The 24748-nt window shown below is 61.6% G+C and carries 21 protein-coding genes; 13 read left to right on the forward strand and 8 right to left on the reverse strand.

Going from position 1 to position 24748, the window contains the following annotated elements:
• Positions 1-76: 76 nt before the first annotated feature.
• Positions 77-895, reverse strand: coding sequence for a tryptophan synthase subunit alpha (trpA, locus tag GOB87_RS03620; protein WP_166313180.1), 819 nt, complete (start codon positions 893-895; stop codon positions 77-79).
• Positions 892-2115, reverse strand: coding sequence for a tryptophan synthase subunit beta (gene trpB, locus GOB87_RS03625; protein ID WP_166313214.1), 1224 nt, complete (start codon positions 2113-2115; stop codon positions 892-894). Before trpB ends, trpA begins: the two co-directional genes overlap by 4 nt.
• A 69-nt stretch (positions 2116-2184) precedes the next feature.
• Here trpB and cls point away from each other — a divergent pair, with 69 nt between their 5' ends.
• From cls to GOB87_RS03650, 5 genes are all read left to right on the forward strand, one after another.
• On the forward strand, positions 2185-3864 hold the full coding sequence (cls, locus tag GOB87_RS03630; protein WP_242006129.1) for a cardiolipin synthase: 1680 nt from the start codon (positions 2185-2187) through the stop codon (positions 3862-3864).
• A 116-nt stretch (positions 3865-3980) separates the two neighbouring features.
• On the forward strand, positions 3981-4229 hold the full coding sequence (locus tag GOB87_RS03635; RefSeq protein WP_166313181.1) for a hypothetical protein: 249 nt from the start codon (positions 3981-3983) through the stop codon (positions 4227-4229).
• 24 nt (positions 4230-4253) lie between these two features.
• A complete protein-coding gene (locus GOB87_RS03640; RefSeq protein WP_166313182.1) occupies positions 4254-4778 on the forward strand; it encodes a DUF1269 domain-containing protein in 525 nt (174 codons plus the stop codon).
• A gap of 96 nt (positions 4779-4874) precedes the next feature.
• Positions 4875-5063, forward strand: coding sequence for a YqaE/Pmp3 family membrane protein (locus tag GOB87_RS03645; RefSeq protein WP_166313183.1), 189 nt, complete (start codon positions 4875-4877; stop codon positions 5061-5063).
• Positions 5064-5144: 81 nt separating this feature from the next.
• Complete coding sequence (locus GOB87_RS03650; protein WP_166313216.1) at positions 5145-6407, forward strand: lactonase family protein; 1263 nt, start codon at positions 5145-5147, stop codon at positions 6405-6407.
• 446 nt (positions 6408-6853) lie between these two features.
• On the opposite strand, the gene GOB87_RS03655 is transcribed toward GOB87_RS03650, so the two are convergent.
• From GOB87_RS03655 to gmk, 3 genes are all read right to left on the reverse strand, one after another.
• A complete protein-coding gene (locus GOB87_RS03655; protein ID WP_166313184.1) occupies positions 6854-7582 on the reverse strand; it encodes a glycosyltransferase family 25 protein in 729 nt (242 codons plus the stop codon).
• Positions 7583-7806: 224 nt separating this feature from the next.
• A complete protein-coding gene (gene rfaE1 / locus GOB87_RS03660) occupies positions 7807-9240 on the reverse strand; it encodes a D-glycero-beta-D-manno-heptose-7-phosphate kinase (RefSeq protein ID WP_166313217.1) in 1434 nt (477 codons plus the stop codon).
• 7 nt (positions 9241-9247) lie between these two features.
• Positions 9248-9898, reverse strand: a complete 651-nt coding sequence (gmk, locus tag GOB87_RS03665) for a guanylate kinase (RefSeq protein WP_166313185.1) — start codon at positions 9896-9898, stop codon at positions 9248-9250.
• 109 nt (positions 9899-10007) lie between these two features.
• On the opposite strand from gmk, the gene GOB87_RS03670 reads away from it, so the two are divergent.
• The 4 genes from GOB87_RS03670 (at position 10008) to GOB87_RS03685 (ending at position 15439) form a co-directional block, all read left to right on the forward strand.
• On the forward strand, positions 10008-10820 hold the full coding sequence (locus GOB87_RS03670) for an SDR family NAD(P)-dependent oxidoreductase (protein ID WP_166313186.1): 813 nt from the start codon (positions 10008-10010) through the stop codon (positions 10818-10820).
• Positions 10821-10840: 20 nt separating this feature from the next.
• Positions 10841-12163 (forward strand): purine-cytosine permease family protein, encoded by a 1323-nt coding sequence (locus tag GOB87_RS03675; protein WP_166313218.1) that lies wholly within the window; start codon positions 10841-10843, stop codon positions 12161-12163.
• A complete protein-coding gene (locus GOB87_RS03680) occupies positions 12144-13328 on the forward strand; it encodes an MFS transporter (RefSeq protein ID WP_242006130.1) in 1185 nt (394 codons plus the stop codon). The genes GOB87_RS03675 and GOB87_RS03680 overlap by 20 nt, the downstream gene beginning before the upstream one ends.
• Before the next feature lie 92 nt (positions 13329-13420).
• Positions 13421-15439 carry an FUSC family protein gene (locus GOB87_RS03685; protein ID WP_166313187.1) on the forward strand — a complete coding sequence of 673 codons (2019 nt, stop codon included), beginning with the start codon at positions 13421-13423 and terminating at the stop codon, positions 15437-15439.
• Positions 15440-15580: 141 nt separating this feature from the next.
• On the opposite strand, the gene GOB87_RS03690 is transcribed toward GOB87_RS03685, so the two are convergent.
• Positions 15581-16771, reverse strand: a complete 1191-nt coding sequence (locus GOB87_RS03690) for an SMP-30/gluconolactonase/LRE family protein (RefSeq protein WP_166313188.1) — start codon at positions 16769-16771, stop codon at positions 15581-15583.
• Positions 16772-16957: 186 nt separating this feature from the next.
• Here GOB87_RS03690 and GOB87_RS03695 point away from each other — a divergent pair, with 186 nt between their 5' ends.
• The 4 genes from GOB87_RS03695 to GOB87_RS03710 all read left to right on the forward strand — a co-directional run bounded on the left by GOB87_RS03695 (position 16958) and on the right by GOB87_RS03710 (position 22638).
• Positions 16958-18370, forward strand: coding sequence for an NAD(P)/FAD-dependent oxidoreductase (locus tag GOB87_RS03695; RefSeq protein WP_166313189.1), 1413 nt, complete (start codon positions 16958-16960; stop codon positions 18368-18370).
• Positions 18363-19562 (forward strand): NAD(P)/FAD-dependent oxidoreductase, encoded by a 1200-nt coding sequence (locus GOB87_RS03700; protein ID WP_166313190.1) that lies wholly within the window; start codon positions 18363-18365, stop codon positions 19560-19562. The genes GOB87_RS03695 and GOB87_RS03700 overlap by 8 nt, the downstream gene beginning before the upstream one ends.
• Positions 19562-21001, forward strand: coding sequence for an FGGY family carbohydrate kinase (locus GOB87_RS03705; RefSeq protein ID WP_166313191.1), 1440 nt, complete (start codon positions 19562-19564; stop codon positions 20999-21001). Before GOB87_RS03700 ends, GOB87_RS03705 begins: the two co-directional genes overlap by 1 nt.
• 101 nt (positions 21002-21102) lie before the next feature.
• Positions 21103-22638, forward strand: a complete 1536-nt coding sequence (locus GOB87_RS03710) for an amino acid permease (protein ID WP_166313192.1) — start codon at positions 21103-21105, stop codon at positions 22636-22638.
• 64 nt (positions 22639-22702) lie between these two features.
• Here the strand turns inward: GOB87_RS03710 and GOB87_RS03715 are convergent, their stop codons facing one another.
• Both GOB87_RS03715 and GOB87_RS03720 read right to left on the reverse strand, forming a co-directional pair.
• A complete protein-coding gene (locus tag GOB87_RS03715; RefSeq protein ID WP_166313193.1) occupies positions 22703-23329 on the reverse strand; it encodes a hypothetical protein in 627 nt (208 codons plus the stop codon).
• 73 nt (positions 23330-23402) lie between these two features.
• Positions 23403-24665: an AGE family epimerase/isomerase gene (locus GOB87_RS03720; RefSeq protein WP_166313194.1), complete on the reverse strand. Its 1263-nt coding sequence runs from the start codon at positions 24663-24665 to the stop codon at positions 23403-23405.
• Between the last annotated feature and the right edge of the window lie 83 nt (positions 24666-24748).

Genomic DNA, 24748 nt, shown 5'->3' on the forward strand with positions numbered 1-24748 from the left:
CAATAGGGGAAGAATTTCAAGATCTAACAGGCCCTAACTTCAGATGTGCGGAATATTTTAGGGCAGTTCAGTATCATCAAGTGCCTCGCACTGCCGCCCCCAACTCCCGCAACTGCGCCAATACGTCCGGCAACGTTCGCTCTGTAGCCCGTCCCTCACCATCCAGCGTTTCAGCCAGCGTCGCCAGAAGGGCGGATGCCACCACCGCGCCATCCGCGATCCGCGAGGCCGAAGCGGCCTGCTGGGGCGTGCGGATGCCGAACCCGATGGCGATCGGCAGATCTGTCGCAGCACGCAGGCGCGGAAGGGCCGCGCGCAGATCCTCATCACTGGCCGAACGTGTGCCGGTGATGCCGGTGATGCTCACATAATAGACGAAGCCTGAGGCGTGATTCAGAACCAGCTTGAGGCGCGCATCGTCCGTTGTCGGCGCGATCAGGCGAATGATGTCCAGACCGGCGGCCCGCGCTGGAGCCTGCATCGGTCCGGCTTCCTCGGGTGGCATGTCCACGATGATAAGACCGTCGATCCCTGCGGCTGCGGCATCCACGCAGAAACGGTCGATACCGTAGGCCTCGATGGGGTTGAGATAGCCCATCAGAATGATCGGTGTGTCGGCATCCTGCTCACGAAAGCTGCGTACCATCTCAAACAGGCGCGGCATTGTCGCGCCCGCCTTCAGGCCGCGACGGGCGGCAAGCTGGATGATGGGGCCGTCGGCGGAGGGATCGGAGAACGGCATGCCGATCTCGATCAGATCCGCGCCGGCTTCCGGCATGGCTTTCAGAAGCGCGAGCGAGGTGTCGAAATCCGGGTCGCAGGCTTCGAGATAGGGAATGAGCGCGCCACGGCCTTCGGCTTTCAGCGCGGCGAAACGACGGGCAATGCGGCTCACAGTTTCACTCCCAGATGCTCGGCGACAGTGAAGATGTCCTTGTCTCCACGGCCAGAGATGTTGATGACCAGCAGCGTCTCGGGTGAGAGCGTGGGTGCGATTTTGACGGCATGGGCGATGGCGTGAGCGGATTCCAGCGCGGGGATGATGCCCTCGGTGCGGGTGCAGGTCTGGAACGCTTCCAGCGCCTCGTCATCCGTCACGCCGACATACTCGGCGCGCCCGATTTCGTGCAGCCATGAGTGCTCTGGGCCGACCCCCGGATAGTCCAGACCGGCGCTGATGGAATGCGCCTCGATGATCTGGCCGTTTTCGTCCTGAAGCAGATAGGTGCGGTTGCCGTGCAGCACGCCGCGTGAGCCGCGTTCGATGGAGGCGGCGGTCTTGCCGCTGTCCAGTCCGTGGCCCGCAGCTTCGACGCCGATCAGTTTCACGGATGGGTCATCGAGGAACGGATGGAAGATGCCCATGGCGTTCGAGCCGCCACCGATGGCCGCCACGATTACATCCGGCAGGCGGCCTTCGGCCTCGTGCATCTGCACCTTCACCTCATCACCGATCACACTCTGGAAATCACGGACCATGGCAGGATATGGGTGTGGACCAGCGACAGTGCCGACAAGGAAATAGGTGTTGTGTATGTTGGCCACCCAGTCACGCATGGCCTCGTTCATGGCGTCCTTGAGCGTGCCAGCGCCCGCCGTGACCGGCACAACCTCTGCGCCAAGAAGTTTCATGCGGAAGACGTTGGGAGCCTGACGCGCCACATCGGTCGCGCCCATGTAGATGACGCACTGCATGCCGAACAGCGCGCAGACAGTGGCGGTGGCGACACCGTGCTGGCCTGCACCTGTTTCGGCCACGATGCGCGTGCGGCCCATGCGATGGGCGAGCAGGATCTGCCCCATCACGTTGTTGAGCTTGTGGGAACCAGTGTGGTTCAGCTCTTCGCGCTTCATGTAGATCTTGGCGCCACCGCACTCCGCAGTCAGGCGCTGGGCGAACCAGAGCGGGGAAGGGCGGCCCACATAATCCTTGAGATAGTAGGCCAGTTCCTTGTGGAAAGCAGGATCGGCCTTGGCGGTTTTGTAGGCCGCGTCCAGTTCAAGGAGTAGCGGCATCAGCGTCTCGGCCACGAAGCGACCGCCGAGGCCATCTCCGAAATGCCCGGACGCATCCGGTCCGGATCGGAGGCTGTTCACTCTTGCGCCATCGGTCATAGCTGCCATCCCCGCCTGCGTGTTGAGCCCGCCGGATGCGGCGGATGTATCAGGTCTGGCGGTATAACAATGCTTATCAAGGGCGTCCATGCGGGGAAGGCGCCGGTTGACCCGCATCATTGCCCCTTGGGCGTGCGGGCGATAGCGTGCCGTCAGTTCGAGAAGCTGGCGGGAGCGTGCTGGCAAGAGAATAAGGATGGGTGTGTGCCGGGACGGTGGCTGTCAGTGTGGGGTGGAAGCGCGAAGGGCGCGAAAGTAGAGCGTAATCTGACTGAACGTCTGCCGACGCCCTCTCCAAAGGTGATGGCGTGGAGCTTTAATGCGGCTGTCCTCACGGCGTCTCTTCAGGCGGCCTTCGTGGTGCGGGCGGTTTTGCGGCGGCACCGGCAACCTGCCTCGCGTGTGGCGTGGGTCGCGATCATCGCAGCGCTGCCGATCGGCGGTATTCTGGCCTATATCTTTCTCGGGGAGACCAAGCTGAACCCCATCCGCGTCCAGCGGATCCGCCGTGCAATGCGCACATTGCCCATTCCGGGCAAAACGGCGGAAGCGCTGATCGACGCGGAGAAAAAGTTTGGGCTGCCACCGCGACTGGCTCCCCTGTTTCGGGTGGGGCAGTCCATCAGCGGCTACCCGCCGATGGGCGGCAATCGTGGACAATTGATGGAGGATTCGAACAAGGCCATCGACGCGATGGTGGCCGATATCGACGCGGCCTGCGATCACGTTCATGTTAGTTTCTATATCTGGCTGGCTGACCATAACGGCCTGAAGGTGGCGCAGGCGTTGATGCGGGCGGCAAAACGCGGTGTGAACTGCCGGGTGATGGCCGATGATCTCGGGTCGCGGCGGTTGATCCACAGCGCGCACTGGTTGGAAATGGAACGCGCGGGTGTACGACTGGTGCGTGCTCTGCCGCTGGGGAATCCGCTGCTGCGGCCGTTCCGTGGGCGGTTCGACATGCGCAATCACCGCAAGATCGTGGTGATCGACAATCATGTGACCTATTGCGGTAGCCAGAACTGCTCGGACCCTGAGTTCCGGGTGAAGAAGAAATATGCGCCGTGGGTGGACATGGTGGCGCGGTTCGAGGGGCCGGTCGTGCTTCAGAACCAGCATCTTTTCGCCACGGACTGGATTGCTCACACCAATGAGGACCTGACAGCGTTGCTGGCGTCCGCCACGGTGCAGGAGACGGGGGGCTTTGTCGCACAGGTGATCGGCACGAGCGCGGCCGTGCGCTACGCCGCGATGCCGGAAACATTTGTGTCGCTGATGAATGCGGCAGCCGAAGAACTGACCATCACCACGCCGTATTACGTGCCCGATGAGCCGATCCAGATGGCGCTCTGCGCGGCGGCGCGGCGCGGTGTGCGGACAACGTTGACGCTGCCGATGCGCAACGATTCGTGGATCGTGGCGGGGGCCAGTCGCAGCTATTACCGCGACCTTCTCGATGCGGGTGTGGAGGTTCGGGAATATCCATTCGGCTTGCTGCACACCAAGGCGCTGACGGTGGACGGACAGATGACATTGATCGGCTCGGCCAATCTGGACCGGCGCAGCTTCGATCTGAATTTCGAGAACAATATCCTGCTTGTGGATGAAGCGTTTACGCAGTCGGTACGGGCGCGACAGCAACTCTATATGGAGGCGTCGCGCCAGATCACGCTGGGAGAGGTCGTCCACTGGCCCAAGACGCGCGTGCTCTGGCACAACGTGTTGGCCATGGTCGGCCCTGTGCTGTGAAAGACCCAGCCATCTTCTGGCAAGGCTTGAAACCCTGATGGTGTGGGCCAATATTTTCAGGGCTACATCCCGTGCCAGTCGGTCGGGGTCAGGAATATTTCAGGAGTGAGATGGTCATGAGCGCAAAGGAAACCCTTCGCAAGCTGACACCCGAAGACGTGCAGGAACTGGCGGCGCATATCGAGAAGTCGGTGCGCAAGCACGGTGAAGAACTGCACGAAAAGCTGCGCGAGCATCTGGCGGAAGCCAAGGGTGAAGTGACGGTCCACGAAAAAGTGGTTCCCACGAAGTGCAAGGTTGTTGGATTTCTGATTCTCGCGGCTGCGTCCGCCGTCAGCTATTTCCTTGGCCGCAAGGCCGCCTGAGGCAGACCGCAAGGATATTCGATTATGAGTACACTCGTCGTTGTCGGCTTCGACAGCATTGATGGCGCTAAGAGCGCGCTGGGCGAATGCCGCGAGCTTGAGAAGGAATATCTGCTGGATCTGGAGGACGCGGTTGTCGTCCGGCGGACGCAGGACGGCAAGGTGCATCTCGACCAGAGCATCAATCTGGAAAAGGTGGGCGCCTCATGGGGACTGCTCTCGGGCGGTTTTTGGGGCGCGTTGGTGGGGCTTTTGTTCCTCAACCCTCTAGCCGGATTCATTGTCGGGTCGCTGGCCGGTGCGGGAATTGGCGCGCTGGACGGCAAGTTCAGCGACTATGGCATTGATGACGGGTTCATCAAGCAGCTTGGCGACACCCTGACGCCGAACACGTCGGCGCTGTTCATCCTGATCCGCAAGGCGGAGCCGGAAAAGGTGATCGCGCATCTGTCCGAACTGAAGGGACATGCGAAGATTCTCCAGACTTCGCTGTCGCCGGAAGCCGAAGACAAGCTGCGCAAGGCACTGGGTCAGGCCGCGCAGGCCTGATACGTCTGCACGCTGGACACAGCCGGTCGCCCGCGGCCACACTTGGAAAGCCCCGTCTTGTGCGGGGCTTTTTCCTTGTCGGGAGTGAGGGTTTCCATGCGTCTTCTTATTTCTCTTTTTCTGCCGTGGCTGACGTTCTTCACCATTGGACGACCGATTGCCGGTTTCGTTTGTCTTTTTCTTCAGATCACTGTGCTTGGCTGGATTCCTGCCACGATCTGGGCCGTATATGCGCTCAGTCAGTACAAAACGGATGAGAAACTGAGGCGCGCCGGTCTGACCTGAGCCTCAGGCTAAGAAAGGGAGAGAGGTGTGAGAAACAGGCAGGGTGGAGCGATTATCGGTCGACGGCTGTTCGGGCTTTCGATGCTGGGCACGGGCCTGACGGGTATTGTGCGCTCGGCGTTCGCAACAGACCCGGCGACACCTCCTCCTGCCCCCATTCCCAAGGCCGCTCTTCCCAAAAGTTCGCCCGAGAAAGCCGCACGTCGTGCCGATGGGCAGCGGGTGCTGTGCTATGTCGGCGGTTACACCAAGCATGGTCCAGCCGACACGAACGCGCAGGGCATCACACTGTTCGAGATGAACACGCAGACGGGCGTGCTCACGCAACTGGGCAAGCCCACTCCCACGGATAACCCGTCTTTTCTCGCCTTGTCGCCCGATGGACGTTTTCTCTACTGCGTGAATGAAGTGAACGATTTCGGCGGCCAGCAGAGCGGGAGCACCACGGCGTTTTCCATCGATTCGCATACGGGTGTGCTCACGCAACTGAACGCCGTCGCCACCGGGGGAGCGGATCCCGCGCATCTGAGCGTATATCCGTCGGGGCGTTATCTTCTGGTGGCCAACTACACTGGAGGCAGTGCGGCCGTCATCCGTATCCAGCCCGATGGCAGTCTGGGCGAACTGGCCGATCTTGTTCACAACACGGGACCGAAGCGGCCGGAGCGCGCGCAGGATAATCCCCCCGGAAATTATGCCGTCAGCGATCATTCCGGCTCGCACGTGCATATGATTCAGGCGGATAGGACGGGTAATTTCATTGTCGCGTGCGACGCCGGGCTGGACCGCGTCTATGTCTGGAAGCTTGATGAGGACGAGGGCCTTCTTGTCCCGGCCGAGACGCCGTTTTTCGATATGGAGCCGGGTTCTGCACCCCGTCATTTCTGTTTCAGTCTGGACGGAAAGGTTATCTACATTCTGGGCGAACAGGATTCGCGCGTGGTGGTGGCTGATTACGATCCCGAGACCGGCAACATATCCATGCGGCAGACCGTGGCGACGGTCACGGCCCGTTTCCGGGGCAGCACGCTGGCCGCTGAGATCATGCTGCATCCCGATGGGAAGTTTCTCTACGTGACCAATCGTCTGGGCGATTCCGTCGCCTGCTTCAAGGTGATGAAGGACGGGTCTCTGGAACTATTCGATGAGGTCTGGGAGCGGGGAGATTATGGGCGGGCGCTGGCCTTCGATCCCACGCGGCAGTTCATGTTCATTGCCAATCAGCGTAGCGATTCGATCACGTCATGGAAGGTGAATCGGGAAACAGGCGCTCTGGAGTTTACGTGGAACTTCACACCCATTGGCACACCGAGCGCGTTTGCGTTTCTGACGCTGGAGGGGTGAGAGCGGGTGGCGGCTGTTCTCCGTCTTGAAAAGTGACAGTTGTCCGCTGCAATCACGGTGGTTGTTCTAACTGTATTTTTTGCCAGAACGTCAGGTATGGGTGCGTCGATTATTTTCAGCGGAATGTTTTCGGCAAAAGACACTGTTGCCGAAGAGTCTGGCGCTTGCACGTAAAGCCCGCATGTTGACGGGGCGCGTTGGTCATTTGAGGCAGCGGAGGTTGTCGTGCAGGGCCACGATCAACTGATCTTTCCTGCTTTTGAACGGGCTGTTTTAGGAGCCGGTAGGCAAAGGTCGAAGAGAAATTTTATGTCTGAATACGGCGGATTCGAAAGTTCGATGCATGGGGATCGGAATGAAAACCCGTCGTATTCAGATGCAAGAAGTCCATCAGGGGTCCTGATGGACGTTTGAAATGGTCTCTAAGACAATATGTGTCGGTGATATCAGGAATGTTCTGTAATTGTTGACACGCTCTTGTCGTTTTTGCTGATGCAGAGGGGTGGAAAGCTGGAATAGGCCATCATGTCTTTATAATGGTGGGACATGATGTTATCCAAAGCCAAATTGGTAATCACGCGGTTGAGGCCGAGCTGAAAATAACTGCATTCGCGAATTGGAATACAGGTGTTCATGAGTGTCTGGGCCCCCTTCGGCGAAATGGAATAGCCACAGATTCCAAACGTCTGGAAAAGTCGAAACGGACGACTGGACATATCCATTTCAATGAAATGTTCCGCGTTTTCTTTCAAACTGGTTTCATTGAAATTGATCACGCATGGAGAAATGCCGGGGATAAGGTCAATAGTAAGTGTGGTATCGTAATTGTTGCCCCACAAGATGATGTCCCAATCTGAGGGCAAAGACTGAAGAACCCGTTCGGATTCAGCGATGAAATTACGGCATGTAATGGCGTCATCTTCGAAAATCGTGGTGCTTGTTGCGTGTTCGGCCACGGCATTCCACAGGAGAAGATGAGATAGGGCGCTTCCAAGAGCGCCGCGAGTGTAATGGGGCGTGCCTTCCAGAATGCCTTGTGCCTTTAATTCGTCCATATTCAACATTTTGCCGTCAATGGCACTAAAGCGTTGAAGGTGAGGAATATGAGCATTATTGCGAAGGAATTCTTCACGGCGGCCCGTGTCACAATCCCTGTTGATATAAATGTATTTCATAAACAACTCTTCGTAATCGGTGAGTGATGTTACGAAAATAGATGCGTGTTGGTTAAGATGATGTGTCGACAGCCTGACGATAGTCGCTCTGGGTAATGATGTGTGCGATACGGCTTTCTCGACTCTGCACGCTATGCGTTCTCTAAACACGAGGGTTGGAAAGCGACATACCGTAGCGGGAATGTCCCGCGATCACACAGGGGCCGTAAGCGTATTAGCGGAACTTAGTCTGTCCGAATGCGCCCGATCGTGGCCGTCGTTGAATGGCCGTCTTGAAGATCGGCCAGAAATAGACGTCCGCCTGCGGCGATCACATCGGTCGCTCCCACCACGTCTTCCGGCGCATAATCCGCGCCCTTTATCAGAACATCGGGCAGGAGCGCGCGGATCGTTTCCAATGGCGTGTCCTCGGCAAAAGACACCAGCGCATCGACATGCCGGATGGCCGTCATGACGGTTGCGCGTGACGCCAGCGTGTTGACGGGGCGTGTCGGGCCTTTGAGGCGTCGGATGCTGTCGTCGTCGTTCAGCGCCACGATCAGCCGGTCACATTCCGCGCGCGCTGCGGCCAGCAGACTGACATGGCCGGGATGTAGGATATCGAAGCAGCCATTGGTGAAGCCAACTTTAAGCCCTTGTGATTTCCAGGCTTCGACCTGCCGGAGCGCGGCATCGCGGGTGAGCAAATGGGGGGAGACTACTGGTGCGTCCTCGGCGGCCAGTTCACGCATCACCTCGTGAATGTCGGCGGTCGCCGTGCCCAGCTTGGCCACGACAACGCCCGCAGCGGCGTTGGCGACACGCATGGCTTCAGGCCACGGCATGCCTGACGCCACGCCAAGGGCCATGGTGGCGATCACCGTGTCGCCTGCGCCGGATACATCGAACACTTCCCGCGCCCGCGCGGGGATGGCGACGGCCTCTCCACTGGCGGGAATGAGCATCATGCCTTTTTCCGAACGGGTGGCGAGGATCACGTCCGCTTCGGCTTCTTTCATCACCTTCCGAGCTGCGCCCTCGACCTCCGCATCGGTGCTGACGGGCAGGGCGGCCGCGGTGGCCAGTTCGCGGGCATTGGGGGTGATGCAGGTTGCCCCCCGGTAGTGCCGGAAATGCGACGTTTTGGGATCGACAAAAATGGGAATACCCCGCAGGCGCGCTTCCCCGATCAGGTGATGGACGACCATGGCGTCACACACGCCCTTGCCGTAGTCAGAAAGGATCACGACATTGGCTTCGTCCAGTCGTGCGTCGATAGCGCGGCAGAGAAGCTCCGCCTCCTCGGGCTGGAGCTTGAGTCGGCTCTCTTCGTCGGCGCGGACCACCTGCTGATGGGAGGCGATGTAGCGCGTCTTGCAGATGGTCGGGCGGCGGCGGCTTGTCACCAGCATGTCGGTCACACCCACACGCTGACGCAGTGTTTCGCGCAAGGTGAGGGCCGCGTCGTCGTCTCCCACAAGACCGATCAGGATGGCGCGCGCACCGAGGGAGAGAATGTTGCTCGCGACGTTTCCCGCCCCACCGGGCATTTCCCGCCGGTCGCGCAGGAGCAGTACCGGAACGGGGGCTTCGGGCGAAATGCGCTCCATTTCGCCGTAGAGGAATCGGTCCAGCATGACGTCACCGACGCACAGGACCGTGAGAGTCGAGAAATCCATTCCCCGATTAGGCATCGAAACCGGTTACGAAATCGGCAAGACCGGTTTGGCGCACGGTACGCAGGCGCGCGGCGGTGAGCACGGCGCGCGCTTCCTGAATGGCGCGGTCAAGGTCCGAGTTGACGATCACATGGTCGAATTCATGCCAGTGGGAAATCTCGGCGCGGGCGGCATCCATGCGGCGTGCGATCTCTTCGGGCGCATCGGAGGCGCGGCTGTTCAGACGACGCGCCAGTTCGGGCAGGGAAGGGGGCAGCACGAACAGGCTCACTACATCCGCAGGCAGCGCCTCGCGGAACTGGCGATGCCCCTGCCAGTCGATATCGAACACCATGTCATGGCCGGAGGCGAGAGCCTCTTCCACAGGGGCGCGGGGCGTGCCGTAACCGCGTCCGAACACGGTGGCCCATTCGAGCAGTTCGCCGCGCTCGGCCATTTCGCGGAACTGGTCCATGGTGCGGAAATGATAGTGCACGCCTTCGGTCTCGCCCGGACGAGGGGCGCGGGTGGTGATGGAGACGGAATGCTTCAGCCGGGGTTCGGCGGCGCGAAGGGCGTTGGCGATGGTGGATTTTCCAGCCCCCGAGGGCGCGGAAATGATGAAACACACGCCGCGGCGTGCGATGGACGGGGGAGTGGTCGCGGCTGTGCGGGTCATGGCGGTGCGGTCGGTCTCCCTGCCGGGTCTGCTGGATGTGCTGTTTCGTCCAAGGCTGGACGGTTCATCGGTTGCGACGTTCTAGCAGGCAGGCTTTGATAGGGCGACCATGAAAGCCAATACTCTCCTTATCACCGGCGCCGCCTCCGGCCTCGGTCGGGCTCTTGCCCTTCGCCACGCCCGTCCCGGCGTGACTCTCACTCTCATAGATTGCAATGCCACTGGCCTTGAGGACACCGCAGCACTCGCGGTCGAGGCCGGGGCAAAGGCCGTCACGCATGTTCTGGACGTGAGCGAGGCGGCCCCTATGGAGGCCGCCGTGCGCGGGGCGGGGCCGCTCGATCTGGTGATAGCCTGCGCGGGCATTACGGGCGGCACGCATCGGCGCGGTTCGGAGGTAGCGGCGACGGAATCCGCCTTTCAGGTCCGGCGGATGGTGGCGGTGAATCTCGATGGCGTGCTCAACACCGTCCTTCCGGCCATTGACGTCATGCGGGCGCAGACTCCGGATGCAAAGGGTGTGCGCGGACGAATCGCGGCCATTGCCTCCGTTGCGGGTGTGGTGTCCTTTCCCGGCACGCCTTCCTATTGCGCGACCAAGGCAGCGGTGGACCGCTTCATGGTGGCGACCGGCGGCAACCTGAAACAGGAAGGCGTGCTGCTGTCGTCTGTGGTGTGCAGCTTCATCGACACGCCCATGGTGGCGGGCAACACGTTTCACATGCCGGGGCTGACGCGCACGGAAAAGGCTGTGGACCGGATTGTGACCGGGCTTGCGCGCAACGAGCGTCGCATCGTCTTTCCCCGCTGGATCGTGGCGGGATCGCGTTTCATGGATCTGCTGCCGCCCTCGTTGGCGGAACTGTATTACCTGCGCCAGTCGGCCGGTCAGGCCGGGACCATGCCGGAAGTCACTCCGTGACGACTGGCCGTCATGGCCTGATGGAGGACCTCTCGGCGGCCTCCGTGTGCGAGCCGGTCCCGGCCGCGCGCAAGACGATGAAGATGGACCGGGTGTTCTGGAGCCATTTCGCGCCCAATCTCGGTCCGGGCGGCTGGGTGACGGGCGCGCTGCTCGTCAGTCTCGGTCTTGATTTCCGTACCGGTGTTCTGGCGATTCTGATCGGCAATCTGGTGGGCGCTCTGCCTGTCGCGCTGGCGGCGGCCATCGGGCCGTTCACAGGGCTGACGCAGATGGAGGCGTCCCGCATGGCGCTGGGCACGCTGGGCGTGCGGCCACCGGCCTTTCTCAACTGGATCTATTGCGTGGGTTGGGACGCGGTGAACAATGTGCCGGCCGCCGCCGCTCTGGTGGCGTTTCTGGCGCTCATGGGAGCGCCGCTTCCGTTCTGGGCGGCGCTTGGAGTTCTTGTTTCCATTCAGATGGTGGCGTCGATCTATGGGCACCATGTCGTGCAGGCGCTCCAGAAATATCTCGGCGCTCTGCTGCTGGTGGTTTTTGCGCTGATCGGTGTGACGTTTGCCCTGCGTGGAGGGAGCGTCATTCACGCCGCCCATCCAGTGGGTGTGTCAACCTTTCTGCTCGCAGTGGGGATTCTTGTAAGCTTCAACCTGTCTTGGGCCACCTATTCCTCGGACTACACGCGCTATCTTCCGGCGCGCTCGGACCCGAAAGCGGTGGTGTTTCTGGCGCTGGCCGGATTGTTGCTGTCCGCCGTGCCGTTTCAGATTCTTGGATTGCTTACGGCGTCGAGCATTGCCGAGCCGTCCCCCATGGCGGTGATCGCCAGTCTCCAGCACGCGATGGGCGCGCTCGGACCGCTGGCGCTGGCGGCGATCGCGCTGTCCTCCATCACCGGCAACTCTTTCAACGACAACACGGCGAGCTACAGTCTGATTTCAGCGGGCATTCATGTTCCGCGCGTGGCGGCGGCGATTCTCACGGCCACGTTGGGCTATGTCCTTGCGGTCGTCGGGGCGGGGCGGTATGCCGCGCTGTACACGGACTATCTTCTCGTGACGATGTACTGGATCGCGCCGTGGTGTGGGATTGTGCTGGCCGATTGGTATCTCACGGGCGGCCATTCGGCGGTGCGTGCGGATGAAGGCCATGTGCTGCGCCCGCCCGTCGGGTGGACACGCGGGGCCACGATCTTCGTGGTGACGTCCGTGCTGACGGTTGTGCTGTTCTCCACGAGTTCACTCTACACCGGGCCGGTCGCGCGGTGGCTGGGCGGCGCGGATGTTGGTTATTACGTTGGCTTTGTCGTGGCGGCGCTGTGGTATGCTGCAGGTCGCCGGTAAAACCATGTTGCTGACAGAAACTGTTCCCAGTGTGCTGACTTCCGCCTCTCTGGCGACACGACTGTCCTTTTTCACAAGCGGTTTTGCCTTTGCCTGCTGGGCGCCTCTCGTGCCGTTTGCCCGGGCGCGACTGGGTGTGGACACCGGGGCAATGGGGCTGTTGCTGCTGTGTCTGGGACTGGGATCGGTTCTGGCCATGCTGCTGGCAGGGTGGCTGTGCGCCCGACATGGCGCGCGTCCCGTCATCGTGGTGGGCGGTCTGTCTCTGATGCTCATTCTTCCGTTTCTGGCCGTTGCCTCGACACCGCTGACACTGGGGGCATCTCTGCTTCTGTTTGGCGGAGCGCTGGGCAGCATGGATGTGGCCATGAACATTCATGGGGTGGAGGTCGAGCGTGGTCTGAACCGACCCTTGATGTCGGGATTTCATGCCCAGTTCAGTCTGGGGGGCTGCATCGGGGCCGGGTTGATGACCTTTCTGCTGTCGCTGTGGCCTCATCCTTTCGTGGGCACGCTCCTTTGTGCGGGCGTCATCCTGACCGCGATGGGGATGACCGCTCCGCGCCTGCTGCGGGCCGCAGCGGGGGAAGTGGGAGCCGCGTTCGCATGGCCGCGCGGGATCGTTCTTCTTCTTGCGGGTCTTGCGGGTCTCCTTTTTCTCGTGGAAGGCGCGGTGCTCGACTGGGGAGCGTTGCTGATCACGAGTTCCGGACTCGTTCCGGTTGCGCGCGGCGGTCTGGCGTACATGCTTTTCGCTGTCGCCATGACGGTGGGGCGTCTGGGTGGAGACGCGTTGACAACTCGCATCGGGGACGTGGCGGTGCTTGCAGGGGGTGGCCTGTTGTCGGTGGCAGGTTTTGTCGTGCTCCTTACGGTGTCGGTTCCTGCAGTGGCACTGGCGGGCTTCGGTCTGATCGGCCTTGGCGCGTCCAATATCGTGCCGCTGCTCTACCGTCAGGCCGGTCTTCAAGCCGTGATGCCGACCGGGGCCGCCGTCACCGCTCTCACGCTGGTGGGGTATGCTGGTATTCTGCTCGGACCCGCAGTGATCGGGTTCGTGGCCCAGTTCGTCGGATTGCGGACGGCCTTCTGGGGTTTGGGGGCTTTGATGGGGCTGCTTCCTTTCTGTGCCCGCTTTGCGACGGCACGGAAGCGCGTCACCTGATCCGAGAGGTGCGGCACTTTCACAACAGCGTGAAGATAAAGTGTTTCGCCCCCTGAAGCGGAGCACAGCAGTGGGCTATGGTGGTGGGTCTTATGAAGACCGCTGCATCCGCTCCCTTCCGTCATGTTGTCCGTCTGCTTCTGTCTTTCAGAAGCAGCGTGATGCCGTCCGCCCTCACGCACTGGCTGGGCGTGCGTGCCATTCCGCTGGCATCTGAGCAGATTGCGATACGGGAGGGGCTGCGGGCGGGCGTGGCGGTCGGAGCGGTGATGGTTGTGGCCATGTGGTTGCACGCGCCGCTGATGGCCTGGTCCGCCTTTGCCGCGTTCTGGACCTGTCTGGTCGATCCGGGTGGACTTCTGGCGGCACGATTGCGGGCGATGTTGACCTTCGGTGCAGCGGGCACCGTCATCACGGGGCTTGTGGCCATGCTGGCCGGGTGGGGACTCTGGCCCTCGCTCGTGGGGCTGGGAGCGATCAGCTTTCTGTGCGGGCTTGCGCGTGTGCGGGGGGCTGTGGCCACACAGATCAGCGTTCTTGCCGCTATCGTGGGCGTGGTGGCGGTGTGTTATCCGCAAACACCCATGGGCGCGCTGGATCTTTCCGGTCTGTTCGTTCTGGGGACTGTGTGGGCGACCGTGGTGTGCGTGCTGGCGTGGCCGGTCGATCCTTATGCCCCGCAACGACAGGCCTGTGCGGCCATCTTCCGCGAGCAGGCGCGGATGCTGGAACGGCTTTTGCACATAGGCAGTGAGGAAATCGGGACGCCGACCGCGATCAGCGCGTGGCGACGCGACATCCGCCTGCGTATCGAGCAGACACGCGGGCGGGTGGAAGCGCTGGGGATTGGTCCCGCTCCCACGACCAGCCGCACGTGGGCCACTCTTCTGCCCGCTGTGGAGGCGAGCGACCGCATTTTCGTGGCCGCGATGGCGTTCGAACACGCCGCTTTCACCTGCGCGCCTTCGCCCGTGGCGGCCCGCACGATCCGTCTGATGGTCGCGACCCTGCAACGGGTGGCGCGCGAATTGCAACGTGTCGAACCGCGTGCGGAAAGCCTTGATCAGTCCATCAGATTTCTTCGCACGGCTGGAGAGCGGGATACGGATCTGTTCACCCGTGGAGCCCATCTGTGCGCAGACGCACTGACGGACCTGCAGACAGCATGGCGCAAGGCGGATGTCTCGCCGGTCCGTGGTTCTTCTGTCGGCGCTCCTTCTGTTGTAACGTCATGGACACATCCGGTTTTTCTTCGACACGCCGCGCGTCTTTCGCTTGGGGTCATGGTGGCCTATCTGCTCGCGCTGTGGCTGGCGCTGCCATACGCCTACTGGGCCATGATGGCGGTCGTGGTGGTGACACAGCCCTCGCGTGACACGACGCTTCTTCGCACTATCGAGCGTGTGGCCGGCAGCATTGCCGGTGGTGTCCTGGCGGCGCTGATGGGTGTGCTGTTGCCGATCTGGGCCATTCTTGCGCTTGTTTTTCCGTTGGCGGCCCTGACGATCGCTCTGCGCAGTGTGAACTACACGTTGTGCGTGATGTTCATGACCCAGCTTTTCGTGCTGGTGACCGATCTCGTCAGCCCGGCACATGGATGGGATGTGGGGCTGGCGCGTGCGCTCAACAACATCATGGGCAGCTTTGTCGGGCTTGGAGCCTGTTTGCTGCTGTGGCCGGCACGGTCTGCCGCGCCGCTTGCGGTGCAGGTGATGGAGGCCTGCCGGGCCAATCTGCATTATGCCGTGTTGGCAAGCGATGTTCGGAAAGTGGGGTGGCCCGAGATCGAGCGGGCGCGGAGAGAGGCGGGAGTGTTTTCTACACGCGCGGAAATCCTGTGCCAGCAGGGCAGAATGGAGGGGTTGCGCCGTTCGGAGCAGCTTGTGCTCTGCGCTGATGTTTTGTTCCAGATTCGGCAACTGGCCGGGGCGGCCACTATCTGGTGGATGGAACACACGGAACCGCCGACGGAGGCGGCCCGTACACGCGCGATAAACTGTGCCGTTCTGGAAAAGGACGTTGCAGAATCGGAGCAGAATGAAAACCTCTCAATGGAAAGGTTGCGCGCCCTGCATGGGCAATTGGAGAGCCTTATGCTGGGCGCGCAATGACAGAGAGGGTGGAAAGAATAAGGCGCAGATGTGAGGAAAGCCGATACGGTGTCGTGCATCGAGATTACGTGTTCGATACGTTTTTATCGGTTTGTGGAAAATCATGATCTCTGCATGACGTTTCATTTTGTTGCTGGGGCGTCAGGATAATCCAGCCCCCTGTGTTTCCAGAAGCAACCGATACAATTCATGGCCGCAGCACATATAGAGTTCGTTGCGCTTCACTCCGCCGAATGTCAGGTTGGAGCAGCCATAGGGCAGGCGGATATGTCCGATCAGCTCGCCTGCCGGATTGAAGCAGAACACGCCTGCCAGTCCGAATGGGCCGGATGCTCCGCACCAGAGGTTGCCGAAGACATCCGCCCGCATTCCGTCTGGCATCATCTGGTGGTTTTCGAATTTCATGTCAGTGAAGACACGTCCGTTGCGCGGGCGTCCGTCCACCATGTCGAAAGCGTGGATCATGGGTGAACCTTTTGTGCCGGTCTGGCCGGGGTCGGGCATGGTCGAGATCACGTAAAGGGTTTTCAGATCCGGGGAGAAACACAGACCGTTCGGGCTTGGTACCTGATCCTGCGTCAGAACCGCTTCGATTTTTCCGCTGTCTCCATCGACACGAAAGACATGGTCGTCCTGTCGCGTGTGACCGGCGAACTGCACGGGCAGTTCGGAGCCGATCTGCCAGCGCAGCTTGCCATCGCGGTTGGCGCGTCCCCCCGGTGCATCGGGGTGTCCTTCGATCAGCGTGTCGCCATAGGCCGGATCGGTAAACCAGATGCTGCCGTCTTGCGGAAGCACGATCACATCGTTGGGGGAGTTGAGTGGTTTTCCTTCGAAAGCGTCTGCGACGACGTGACAGCTTCCATCGTGTTCCCATCGTATGACACGACGCATGTCGTGCTCGCAGGTGATGATGCGGCCTTGTGTGTCCAGTGTATTGCCGTTGCTGTGATAGCTTTCGGCGCGATAGAGCGACAGACTGCCCTCTTCCCCCATGCGTGCGGCGGGGATGAAGCGATACTGCTCACTGCGGATCGTGTCGCTGAGCAGCAGAAGCCGTGCTTCGCTCAACCATGTCGGTCCTTCCAGCCAGCCGCCACCGGTCAGCACCCGTTCGAGGCTGGTACCGGAGAAAACCAGATCCTTGAAGGAAGGATCAAGCGCGATGACGTCCGGATCTGGTAGATAGCCGGTGGGCGCGTGGTTGCCCCATTGGCGGGCCGGATGGGTGGTGACGTCCGGTGGAGCCGAGACGGCCGCTCGTGCTTGGGTGCACAGGAGTGCGCCAAGGGTGCCTCCCAGAAATGCGCGCCGGCCTGATGTCGGTGTCATCCTCATCCTCCCTGATACATGATCCGTAACATGAAATAACGCCGATTGGCCGTGTGTGACACGTGGCATCTCGTTTTTCTTATGAAGGAAGCGGATGCTTGATCTTGTTCTGATATGGCAACATGATCGGGCGTGATGAGGATGTCTGCGCGGGTGGCGGGTAGTCCGGCTTTTCAGGATAGGTGCATGACGGGGACAACGGCCGAAGGCCGGATTTACGATGTTGCGATCATCGGCGCAGGCGTGGTGGGCTGTGCTGTCTTTCGGGCCTGCGTGCTCGCGGGCGCGCAGACGGTGTTGCTGGAGAAGGGCGGAGACCTGCTGGAAGGCGCCAGCAAAGCCAACAGCGCCATTTTGCACACGGGTTTTGACGCGACCCCCGACACATTGGAGGCGGCCTGCGTACAGCAGGGCTATGCCCTGTATCGCGAGATCTGCGAGAGCATGAACCTGTCCGTCCTGAAGACGGGCGCCATGGTCGTGGCGTGGACGGACGAGGATCTCGCACGCTTTCCGGCCATCGTGGACAAGGCGTCCCGCAACGGTGTGCCGGTCCGGGTGCTGGACGCACAGCAGGCGCGGCAGCGTGAACCGGCGCTTTCGGAGGACGTGCGCGGCGCGGTGCTGGTGGAGGGGGAGGATCTCATCGACCCTTGGACGGCGCCCATGGCCTATGCCCATCAGGCGATCGCCAACGGTGGGATGTTGATGCGCAAGGCCCGTGTGGAAGGTGGCGCGCGGCAGGGGGATGTGTGGCGGCTGGATGTGGCGGGAAAGCCGGCCGTTTCCGCCCGTGTCGTTATTAACTGCGCCGGTAATTACGGGGATCTGGTCGAAGCGATTGCGCGGCCCTCTCCATTCACGATCACGCCGCGCAAGGGGCAGTTCGTGGTCTTCGACAAGACCGCTTACGAGTTGTTCCGCACCATCATCCTGCCAGTGCCGACGGCTCTTACCAAAGGTGTGGTGGTGACGCGCACCGTCTTTGGCAATGTGCTCGTGGGGCCGACCGCCGAGCCGCAGGACGCACGGGAGTTTCCCACGGTCGATCATGACCATCTGACGAAGCTGCGTGAAGCGGCATTTCGCATCATCCCCGCTCTGATCGAGCACGATGTGACGACCACCTATGCCGGTCTGCGGCCCGCCACACAGTTCAGCGATTATCAGATCGAAGCGCTGGATGGGCTGGGATGGATCACGGTGGGAGGCATCCGCTCCACGGGTCTGACGGGGGCGTTGGGCATTGCCGAGCATGTGGTGGGGCTGTATCGCGCGCATTTCGCCGATCCCACGCCGCTGGCGGATGTCGTGGTGCCGCATATGCCCAATCTGGTGGAGGATCTGCCGCGTCCATGGATGCAGGAGGGACGCGGGCCGATTGCCTGCCATTGCGAGCGGGTGACGGAGCGCGAGATCGAAACGGCGCTGACAGATGCGGTGTTGCCCGTAGGCACGCTTGGGGGGCTGCGGCGTCGGACGCGGTGCATGATGGGGCGCTGTCAGGGATTTTATTGCACACGGCGCGTCATGGAACTGGCGCAGACGCATCTGCCGGGGCTTGTGAGTCCGATCGGGGAGGGCCGCCACGATGCATGATGTGCTGATCGTCGGCGCCGGTCCGGCGGGGGTGAATGCCGCGCGCGTGTTGCGCAAAGCGGGTGTGCGCAACATTGCGGTGCTGGAGCGCACGCGCGAGGTGGGTGGCCTGCCGCGGTATTGCGGGCATACCGGCTTCGGGATGATGGATTTCGGGCGCGTGTGGCGCGGTCCGCGCTACGCACGCGCTCTGGCGGCCTCCGTGGCGGATGTGCCGGTTCTGACCGACACCACCGTAACGGCCATTGAGCCGGGGGGCGTGGTGCATGTCGCCACCGAGCGCGGGCTGGAGACATGGCGGGCGCGGACGGTCCTGCTTGCGACCGGCACCCGTGAGACGCCGCGTGGACCGCGTCTCGTATCGGGCACGCGGCCGTGGGGCGTGACCACGACGGGCGCGTTTCAGGAAATGGTGATGAAGGGACTGCGTCCGTTCGAGCGTCCTGTGATCGTGGGCACCGAACTGGTGGCATTTTCCGCCTTGATGACGGCGCGTCATGGTGGCGTGCGACCTGTGGCGATGATTGAGGAAAACGCCCGTATCACGGCCCAGCGACCGGCGGATGTTCTGGCGCGGCTGGTCTATGGCACGGCTGTTCATCTGGAAACGCGGCTGGTGTCCATCCTCGGCGGCGAGAAGGTCGAGGGCGTGGAGATCGAACATGCAGGTGTGCGCCGTGTGCTGCCCTGCGATGGCGTGGTGTTTACCGGTCGGTTCGTGCCGGACGCGATTCTGGCACGTCTCTCGGGCATTACGCTGGACAATGGAACGCATGGACCCTTGGTGGATTCGACTTTCCGCACGCTGGACCCGCGGGTGTTTGCGGCGGGAAACGTGCTGCGCGCGGTGGAACATTCCGGCATGGCGGCCCGGGAGGGACAGCGTGCGGCCCGAATGATGCTGCGCGCGCTCTCGGGCCGTCTGCCGGATGTGCGTAAGGCCGTGCCGGTCGAGCGTGGAGAGGGAGTGGCGAGTGTGTTGCCCCAGCGTCTGTACCCGGCGCCAAAGGGGAATGTGACGCTGCATGCCCGTGTGGCGCAGGCGCGAAAGGGGATGCTGCGTCTGGTCGATGAGCGTGGGCGCGTGCTGGCGGAGCGGCGCGTGCATGCCTTGCCGGAGCGGCGGTTGGAACTGCCTCTGCCCGCTTCCCTACTGGAAGGTGTGGCGGCTCTTCGGGTGGAGGTGGTCTGATGAAAACCTGTCTCGCCATCGATCAGGGTACGACCGGCACCAAGGCATATCGCATCGGTGCCGACGGTCGCATGGAACTGGTGGGGCGGCGTACGCATCGCCAGATATTGCCAGCGCCCGGCTGGGTGGAGCACGACGCGGAGGAGATCCTTCGCCACATCGAGGAACTCATCGCTGACGCCGGACCTGTGAACGCCGTGACGCTGGCCAATCAGGGGGAGACGGTGGTGGCGTGGGACGCGCGGACGGGCACGCCCATCGGTCCGGCCATCGTGTGGCAGGACACGCGCACGCGCGACGTGGTGACACGGATGAAAGACGAGGGGCTGGAGCCGGAGGTCATGGCGCGCTCCGGTCTGCCCTTGGACTGTTACTTTTCCGCGTCCCGCCTGCGCTGGTATCTCGATCATGTTCCGCAGGCCCGCGATCTGCACGCGCAGGGATGGCTGCGTCTGGGAACGAGCGACGCCTTCTTTCTCGACCGGCTGTGCGGCGTGTTCGCCACCGACATCACGACCGCCTCGCGCACGTCGCTGATGAACCTGCGCACGGGGGAATGGGATGAAACATTGTGTCGTCTCTTCGGCGTTCCCGTGGACTGTCTGCCCGCCATTCGGCCCACGGTGGGGGATTTCGGACAGCTTCGTGCCTCCGGCGTGCCGGTGCGGGTCAGCGTCGTGGATCAGCAGGCGGCGCTGTATGGCCACGGATTGCAAAAGCCCGGCGATGTGAAGATCACCTTCGGCACGGGGGCGTTCGCGCTGGCATTGGCGGGCACGGAGGCGTGTCTGGAGGCAGGCGCTGGAATCCTTCCCACGGTGGCGTGGCAGTTTGCCGGACAACCGGCGATTTACGCGCTGGAAGGCGGAGTGTTGACGGCGGGAGCGGCGGTCAACTGGGTGGAGGGGCTTGGTCCCGCGTTCTCCTGTGCCGATCCTGCTTTGCTGGCTGCGTCATCGGCTGCGGAGAAGGGTGTGTTTTTCCTGCCGGCCTTGCAGGGGTTGGGATGTCCGTGGTGGGAGCGGGAAGCGCGCGGCAGTTGGGCGGGACTGGGGCTGGATACGCGACCGCAGGATATGGCGCGCGCCGTTTTGGAGGGGATCGCGTTTCGTTCGGTTCAGCTTGTCCAAGCCTTTGTGAGTGCCACTGGGCAGGCGGCGTCACGGGTGTCGGTGGACGGCGGACTGGCGAACAATGCGTGGTTCACCCAGTTTCTTGCGAATTGTCTGGGCATGCCGGTGCATGTGCCGGAGCAGGTGGACGTCACGGCGGCGGGGCTCGGTCGATTCTGGCGGGAGAGCGAAGGACTCATGCAGGCCGACACGGGAGATGCTGGGTGGAGCGTGGTTTCCCCTCGTCCGGTGGGCAAAGAAGCCCGCTGGCAAGGGCGATTCGATCATCTCACACGACAGGCTGTGGAGTGGGCTGCAAAAAGCTGATTGCAACGTTGCGGTTTCGACATGATAATGACGTCCATCAGGGTCATCATGCCCCGACGTCGGCGCATGCAGCCGGGACATGAACAGTAGGGGATCTCTCGATGGAGACCAAAAACCATAACGACGAGGACGCCGGCGTCCTCGCCTCCATGGGTTATGCCCAGGAACTTTCGCGAAGCATGAAGGGCTTCTCGAACTTTGCCATTTCCTTCTCCATCATCTGCATTCTGGCGGGTGGCATCACCTCGTTCCAGCTCGGCTTTTCGTCTCTGGGCGGATTCGGCGTGGCGGTCGGCTGGATCGTGGGAACGATCTTCGCAGCCATCGTGGCCTGTTCCATGGGACAGATCGCCTCCGCCTATCCCACGGCGGGCGGTCTGTATCACTGGTCGTCCATTCTTGGTGGACGCGGCTGGGGCTGGGCCACGGCGTGGGTGAACCTGCTGGGACTGGTCTTCGTACTCGCCTCGGTGAATGTGGGCGCCTACACGCTGTTCGTGCAGCTCATTCTGGGCAAGATCTTCGGGATGGACGTATCCGGCTGGGGCTATGGCCATCAGTTGATCGGTGTGGCGATCATCGCGGCCTCGCAGGCGCTGTTCAATCATGTGGGCATCAAGATCACCAAGGTTCTGACGGACTTTTCCGGTTATCTGATCCTGTTTGCCGCCATTCTGCTGACGATCATGATGCTGTACTGCGCCCCCGGATTTCATTGGGAGCGGCTGGTCACCATCGTGAACAACACGGGCGCGCCCGGTGGCGATGTGTTCCCGCATTCCGACAGTCTGATCTATGCTTTCTGCCTGTCCCTGATTCTGCCGGCCTATACCATCACCGGTTTCGATGCCTCCGCGCATGTGGCGGAAGAGACCATCGATGCCCGCAATGTCGTGCCGCGCGGCATGATCAACGCCGTGCTGATCTCCGGTATTTTCGGCTTCATCATGGTGTGTTCTTTCGTGCTTGCCATGCCGGACCCGAAGGCCGCCGCCGCACAAGGTGGAGACGTGTTTTTCAACCTGCTGGGTGAACTCCCTGTGCCGAGCTGGCTGCGCAGTTGCATGTATGTGATGATCGTTGTGGCCAACTATCTGTGCGCGCTGGCAGGCATGACCTCCACCTCGCGCATGGTGTTCGCTTTCGGACGTGACGGCGGACTGCCCGGCTCCAAGCTGTGGCGCTATGTCAGCCCCACCTACCGCACGCCGGTTCCGGCCATCTGGCTGGTGGCGTTCCTGTCCTGTGCCGTGACGCTTTACTCCTCCGCCTTCGCGGCGCTGGCGGCAGGCTGCGCCATTTTCCTCTATGTCTCCTACGCCATGCCGATCGGTGCGGGGATTCTGGCCGAGCGCAAACGGGACGTGATGACGGGACCGTTCCGTCTGGGTGCGCTGTCCACGCCGTTTGCGGTCATCACCGTTCTGGGTTCGCTCGGATTGGTGTGGATTGGCGTGCAGCCGCCCAACGACATTCTCATCAGCTACGTGGTGGGAATTGTCGTGGTGCTGCTGGCGGGCTGGTTCCTTGTCGAGAAGAAGCGCTTCAAGGGGCCGCCGTTGGGCGGTATGGCGCCGATTGCGACCGACAAGATGATTGATGAGGAGATTGCGCAGGAGACCGCTGCGGGGGCTTGAGAGCCTGAACCAAGTGGTGCTTCAAGCGCCCTGCCGTTCTTGTGGACGGCAGGGCGTTCTTTTTTCAGGTGCGTAAATGCTGCAGAGTGCTGCGGACGAGGGTAAACCACGCATCGGAGATTTGATCGGCTTGTGCATAATCCGCAAAGCGATCGATATGTCCGATGAGATAGCCATTCGCCTGCGTTATGGTTCCAACCTGCGCAGGCTGATCGGTGGTCCGCACCACAAGGAGTGATGCAGGGCCGAGAGCGCGTAAGGCGGTTAGAATGCCTTCTTCCTGCTGTACAGTAAGCCCCGCATTTGTCTTGTAGACACAAATAGTTCTCGGATCGGCGATGCGCTTCAGAAACTTCCCAACAAGATAATGGATTTTCTCGAGTTCTTCTCGATGGAGGCGTTCTCTTTCCACCCCGTCATGCACCCATTGCTTGTCTCGCGATTTCATGTGCGTGTGAAAGCCGATGCCGTACGCCGTGTCGGTCAGCATGTTATCCCAAGCGGGCGTGAGGTTTTCAAAGCGATACAGGGATTGAAAACGGTCTTTCAGGGCAGCAATCAAGGCGTGCGGCGGCGTTGAGGCCCAACGCAGAAGACCGCCATCCTCATTGCCGAGATGTCGTTTTACAAATCCGAATTCGCAGTTGTCGCCGATATTCTCGAAGCGGCCGATCTCGTGTTCAAGGGGCATGGTCGATCCAGTAATTCCATTTCATGTCACGATTGGGCCCAGCCACAGTCCATGATCGTGAAGCGAAAGGGTTTTACCCGCTTTGCTTTGCAACGGCGACTGCAAACGCCGGTGAAAGCGGCAACAGTGGCGTCAGTGTCGCCTGCCACGCGTGATAAAGATCGGCCTTGCCGGCATAGACGCGCGCGGAAGAGCGGTTGGCCGCGTCCAGTTCCTGTATCCATCCACCTCGGCGACGGTCGATCATATGCAGATCGATGAAATCCCAGATCCGGCGATACCATGTCTCGTAACGTGTGTGGCCGGTGCGTTTGAGCAGGGCTGCGGCCGCGGTAAGGGCTTCAGCCTGACACCAGTGCGGTTTGTTCTCCACAATGGGCGCGAGTGTATCGTCCACGGTGTAGAGCAGACCACCGGTTCCGTTGCGTGACCACCCGGCATGGATACCGGCCTCGAACAGGCCGATGGCATCCTCAAGCAGCCAGTTGGGGGCATGGCCCTCGGTGCGCAGAAGAGCGGCTTCGAGTTTGAGCAGAAGATGCGCCCATTCCACGAAATGTCCCGGTGTCAGGCCGCAGGGACGCAGTTCATCCGTGGGGCGGTCCCGGTTGAAGTCGGGCAGGTAGGTCCACTCGCAGTCGAAATGCTCGCGGACAGCATAGGCGTTCGCACGGGCAAGCTGGTGAATGAAGCGTTCCGCAATGCGAAGTGCCCGGTTGCGCCATTCGGGCGCGTCAAGCGCATCCGCGACCGCCATGCAGGTTTCAACCGCGTGCATGTTGGAATTCGCGCCACGATAGTTCTCTTCATCGGTCCAGTCGGCAGCGAAGCTTTCACGAAAAACACCTTCGTCCTCGCTCCAGAAACGGCCCTCCCATATGGCGAGAGCCTCCGTCAGCAGGTCCGCAGCACCCCGGATATTGGCGACTGTGGCGGATGAGGCCGCCAGCACGACGAATGTGTGGAGATAGTTCTGTTTGCGTGGGCTTGTGTCCGAAGAAGAGGGTTTTGCTTCAAACCAGCCGCCATGCCGCGCATCGTGAAAGCCTTCCCGCAGGGCCGTTACGCCATGTTCAGCCAGTGGCAGACATCCCGGCAACCCACGCATGGAAGCAATGGCGTAAACATGGGTGTGACGAGCCGTCAGCGTGGCGTCAGGTTGCGCACCTTCCGACAGGTCTCCGTCATCGTCAAGCGGTCCGAAGCCGAGTTTCATGCGCGAGGGCTTGGCGAAGTCCAGCAGTCGCAGCCCCTGATGATCGAGCCAGCGGTAATGGGTTGTGCTGCGCAACCAGCTTGCGGTCGGCACCATCAGGGAGGGCAGCGGTTCGGTCATGTGGCTCATGCTTTCCGTTTGGGAAGAACATGAGGGAAACGGAAGCTTTTCCCGAAGGTTGCTTCGCCCTTCTTTTCGTGAAG

Origin of the sequence: Acetobacter estunensis, from assembly GCF_011516945.1 — a bacterium.
Taxonomy (GTDB): domain Bacteria; phylum Pseudomonadota; class Alphaproteobacteria; order Acetobacterales; family Acetobacteraceae; genus Acetobacter; species Acetobacter estunensis.

What these genes read in the sequence shown, in the direction of transcription:
- trpB (WP_166313214.1), bottom strand. Translation starts at nt 2,115, where the DNA reads ATGACCGATGGCGCAAGAGTGAACAGCCTCCGATCCGGACCGGATGCG.
- cls (WP_242006129.1), top strand. Translation starts at nt 2,185, where the DNA reads ATGCTTATCAAGGGCGTCCATGCGGGGAAGGCGCCGGTTGACCCGCAT.
- GOB87_RS03635 (WP_166313181.1), top strand. Translation starts at nt 3,981, where the DNA reads ATGAGCGCAAAGGAAACCCTTCGCAAGCTGACACCCGAAGACGTGCAG.
- GOB87_RS03640 (WP_166313182.1), top strand. Translation starts at nt 4,254, where the DNA reads ATGAGTACACTCGTCGTTGTCGGCTTCGACAGCATTGATGGCGCTAAG.
- GOB87_RS03645 (WP_166313183.1), top strand. Translation starts at nt 4,875, where the DNA reads ATGCGTCTTCTTATTTCTCTTTTTCTGCCGTGGCTGACGTTCTTCACC.
- GOB87_RS03650 (WP_166313216.1), top strand. Translation starts at nt 5,145, where the DNA reads ATGCTGGGCACGGGCCTGACGGGTATTGTGCGCTCGGCGTTCGCAACA.
- GOB87_RS03655 (WP_166313184.1), bottom strand. Translation starts at nt 7,582, where the DNA reads ATGAAATACATTTATATCAACAGGGATTGTGACACGGGCCGCCGTGAA.
- rfaE1 (WP_166313217.1), bottom strand. Translation starts at nt 9,240, where the DNA reads ATGGATTTCTCGACTCTCACGGTCCTGTGCGTCGGTGACGTCATGCTG.
- gmk (WP_166313185.1), bottom strand. Translation starts at nt 9,898, where the DNA reads ATGACCCGCACAGCCGCGACCACTCCCCCGTCCATCGCACGCCGCGGC.
- GOB87_RS03670 (WP_166313186.1), top strand. Translation starts at nt 10,008, where the DNA reads ATGAAAGCCAATACTCTCCTTATCACCGGCGCCGCCTCCGGCCTCGGT.
- GOB87_RS03675 (WP_166313218.1), top strand. Translation starts at nt 10,841, where the DNA reads ATGGAGGACCTCTCGGCGGCCTCCGTGTGCGAGCCGGTCCCGGCCGCG.
- GOB87_RS03680 (WP_242006130.1), top strand. Translation starts at nt 12,144, where the DNA reads ATGCTGCAGGTCGCCGGTAAAACCATGTTGCTGACAGAAACTGTTCCC.
- GOB87_RS03685 (WP_166313187.1), top strand. Translation starts at nt 13,421, where the DNA reads ATGAAGACCGCTGCATCCGCTCCCTTCCGTCATGTTGTCCGTCTGCTT.
- GOB87_RS03690 (WP_166313188.1), bottom strand. Translation starts at nt 16,771, where the DNA reads ATGACACCGACATCAGGCCGGCGCGCATTTCTGGGAGGCACCCTTGGC.
- GOB87_RS03695 (WP_166313189.1), top strand. Translation starts at nt 16,958, where the DNA reads ATGACGGGGACAACGGCCGAAGGCCGGATTTACGATGTTGCGATCATC.
- GOB87_RS03700 (WP_166313190.1), top strand. Translation starts at nt 18,363, where the DNA reads ATGCATGATGTGCTGATCGTCGGCGCCGGTCCGGCGGGGGTGAATGCC.
- GOB87_RS03705 (WP_166313191.1), top strand. Translation starts at nt 19,562, where the DNA reads ATGAAAACCTGTCTCGCCATCGATCAGGGTACGACCGGCACCAAGGCA.
- GOB87_RS03710 (WP_166313192.1), top strand. Translation starts at nt 21,103, where the DNA reads ATGGAGACCAAAAACCATAACGACGAGGACGCCGGCGTCCTCGCCTCC.
- GOB87_RS03715 (WP_166313193.1), bottom strand. Translation starts at nt 23,329, where the DNA reads ATGCCCCTTGAACACGAGATCGGCCGCTTCGAGAATATCGGCGACAAC.
- GOB87_RS03720 (WP_166313194.1), bottom strand. Translation starts at nt 24,665, where the DNA reads ATGACCGAACCGCTGCCCTCCCTGATGGTGCCGACCGCAAGCTGGTTG.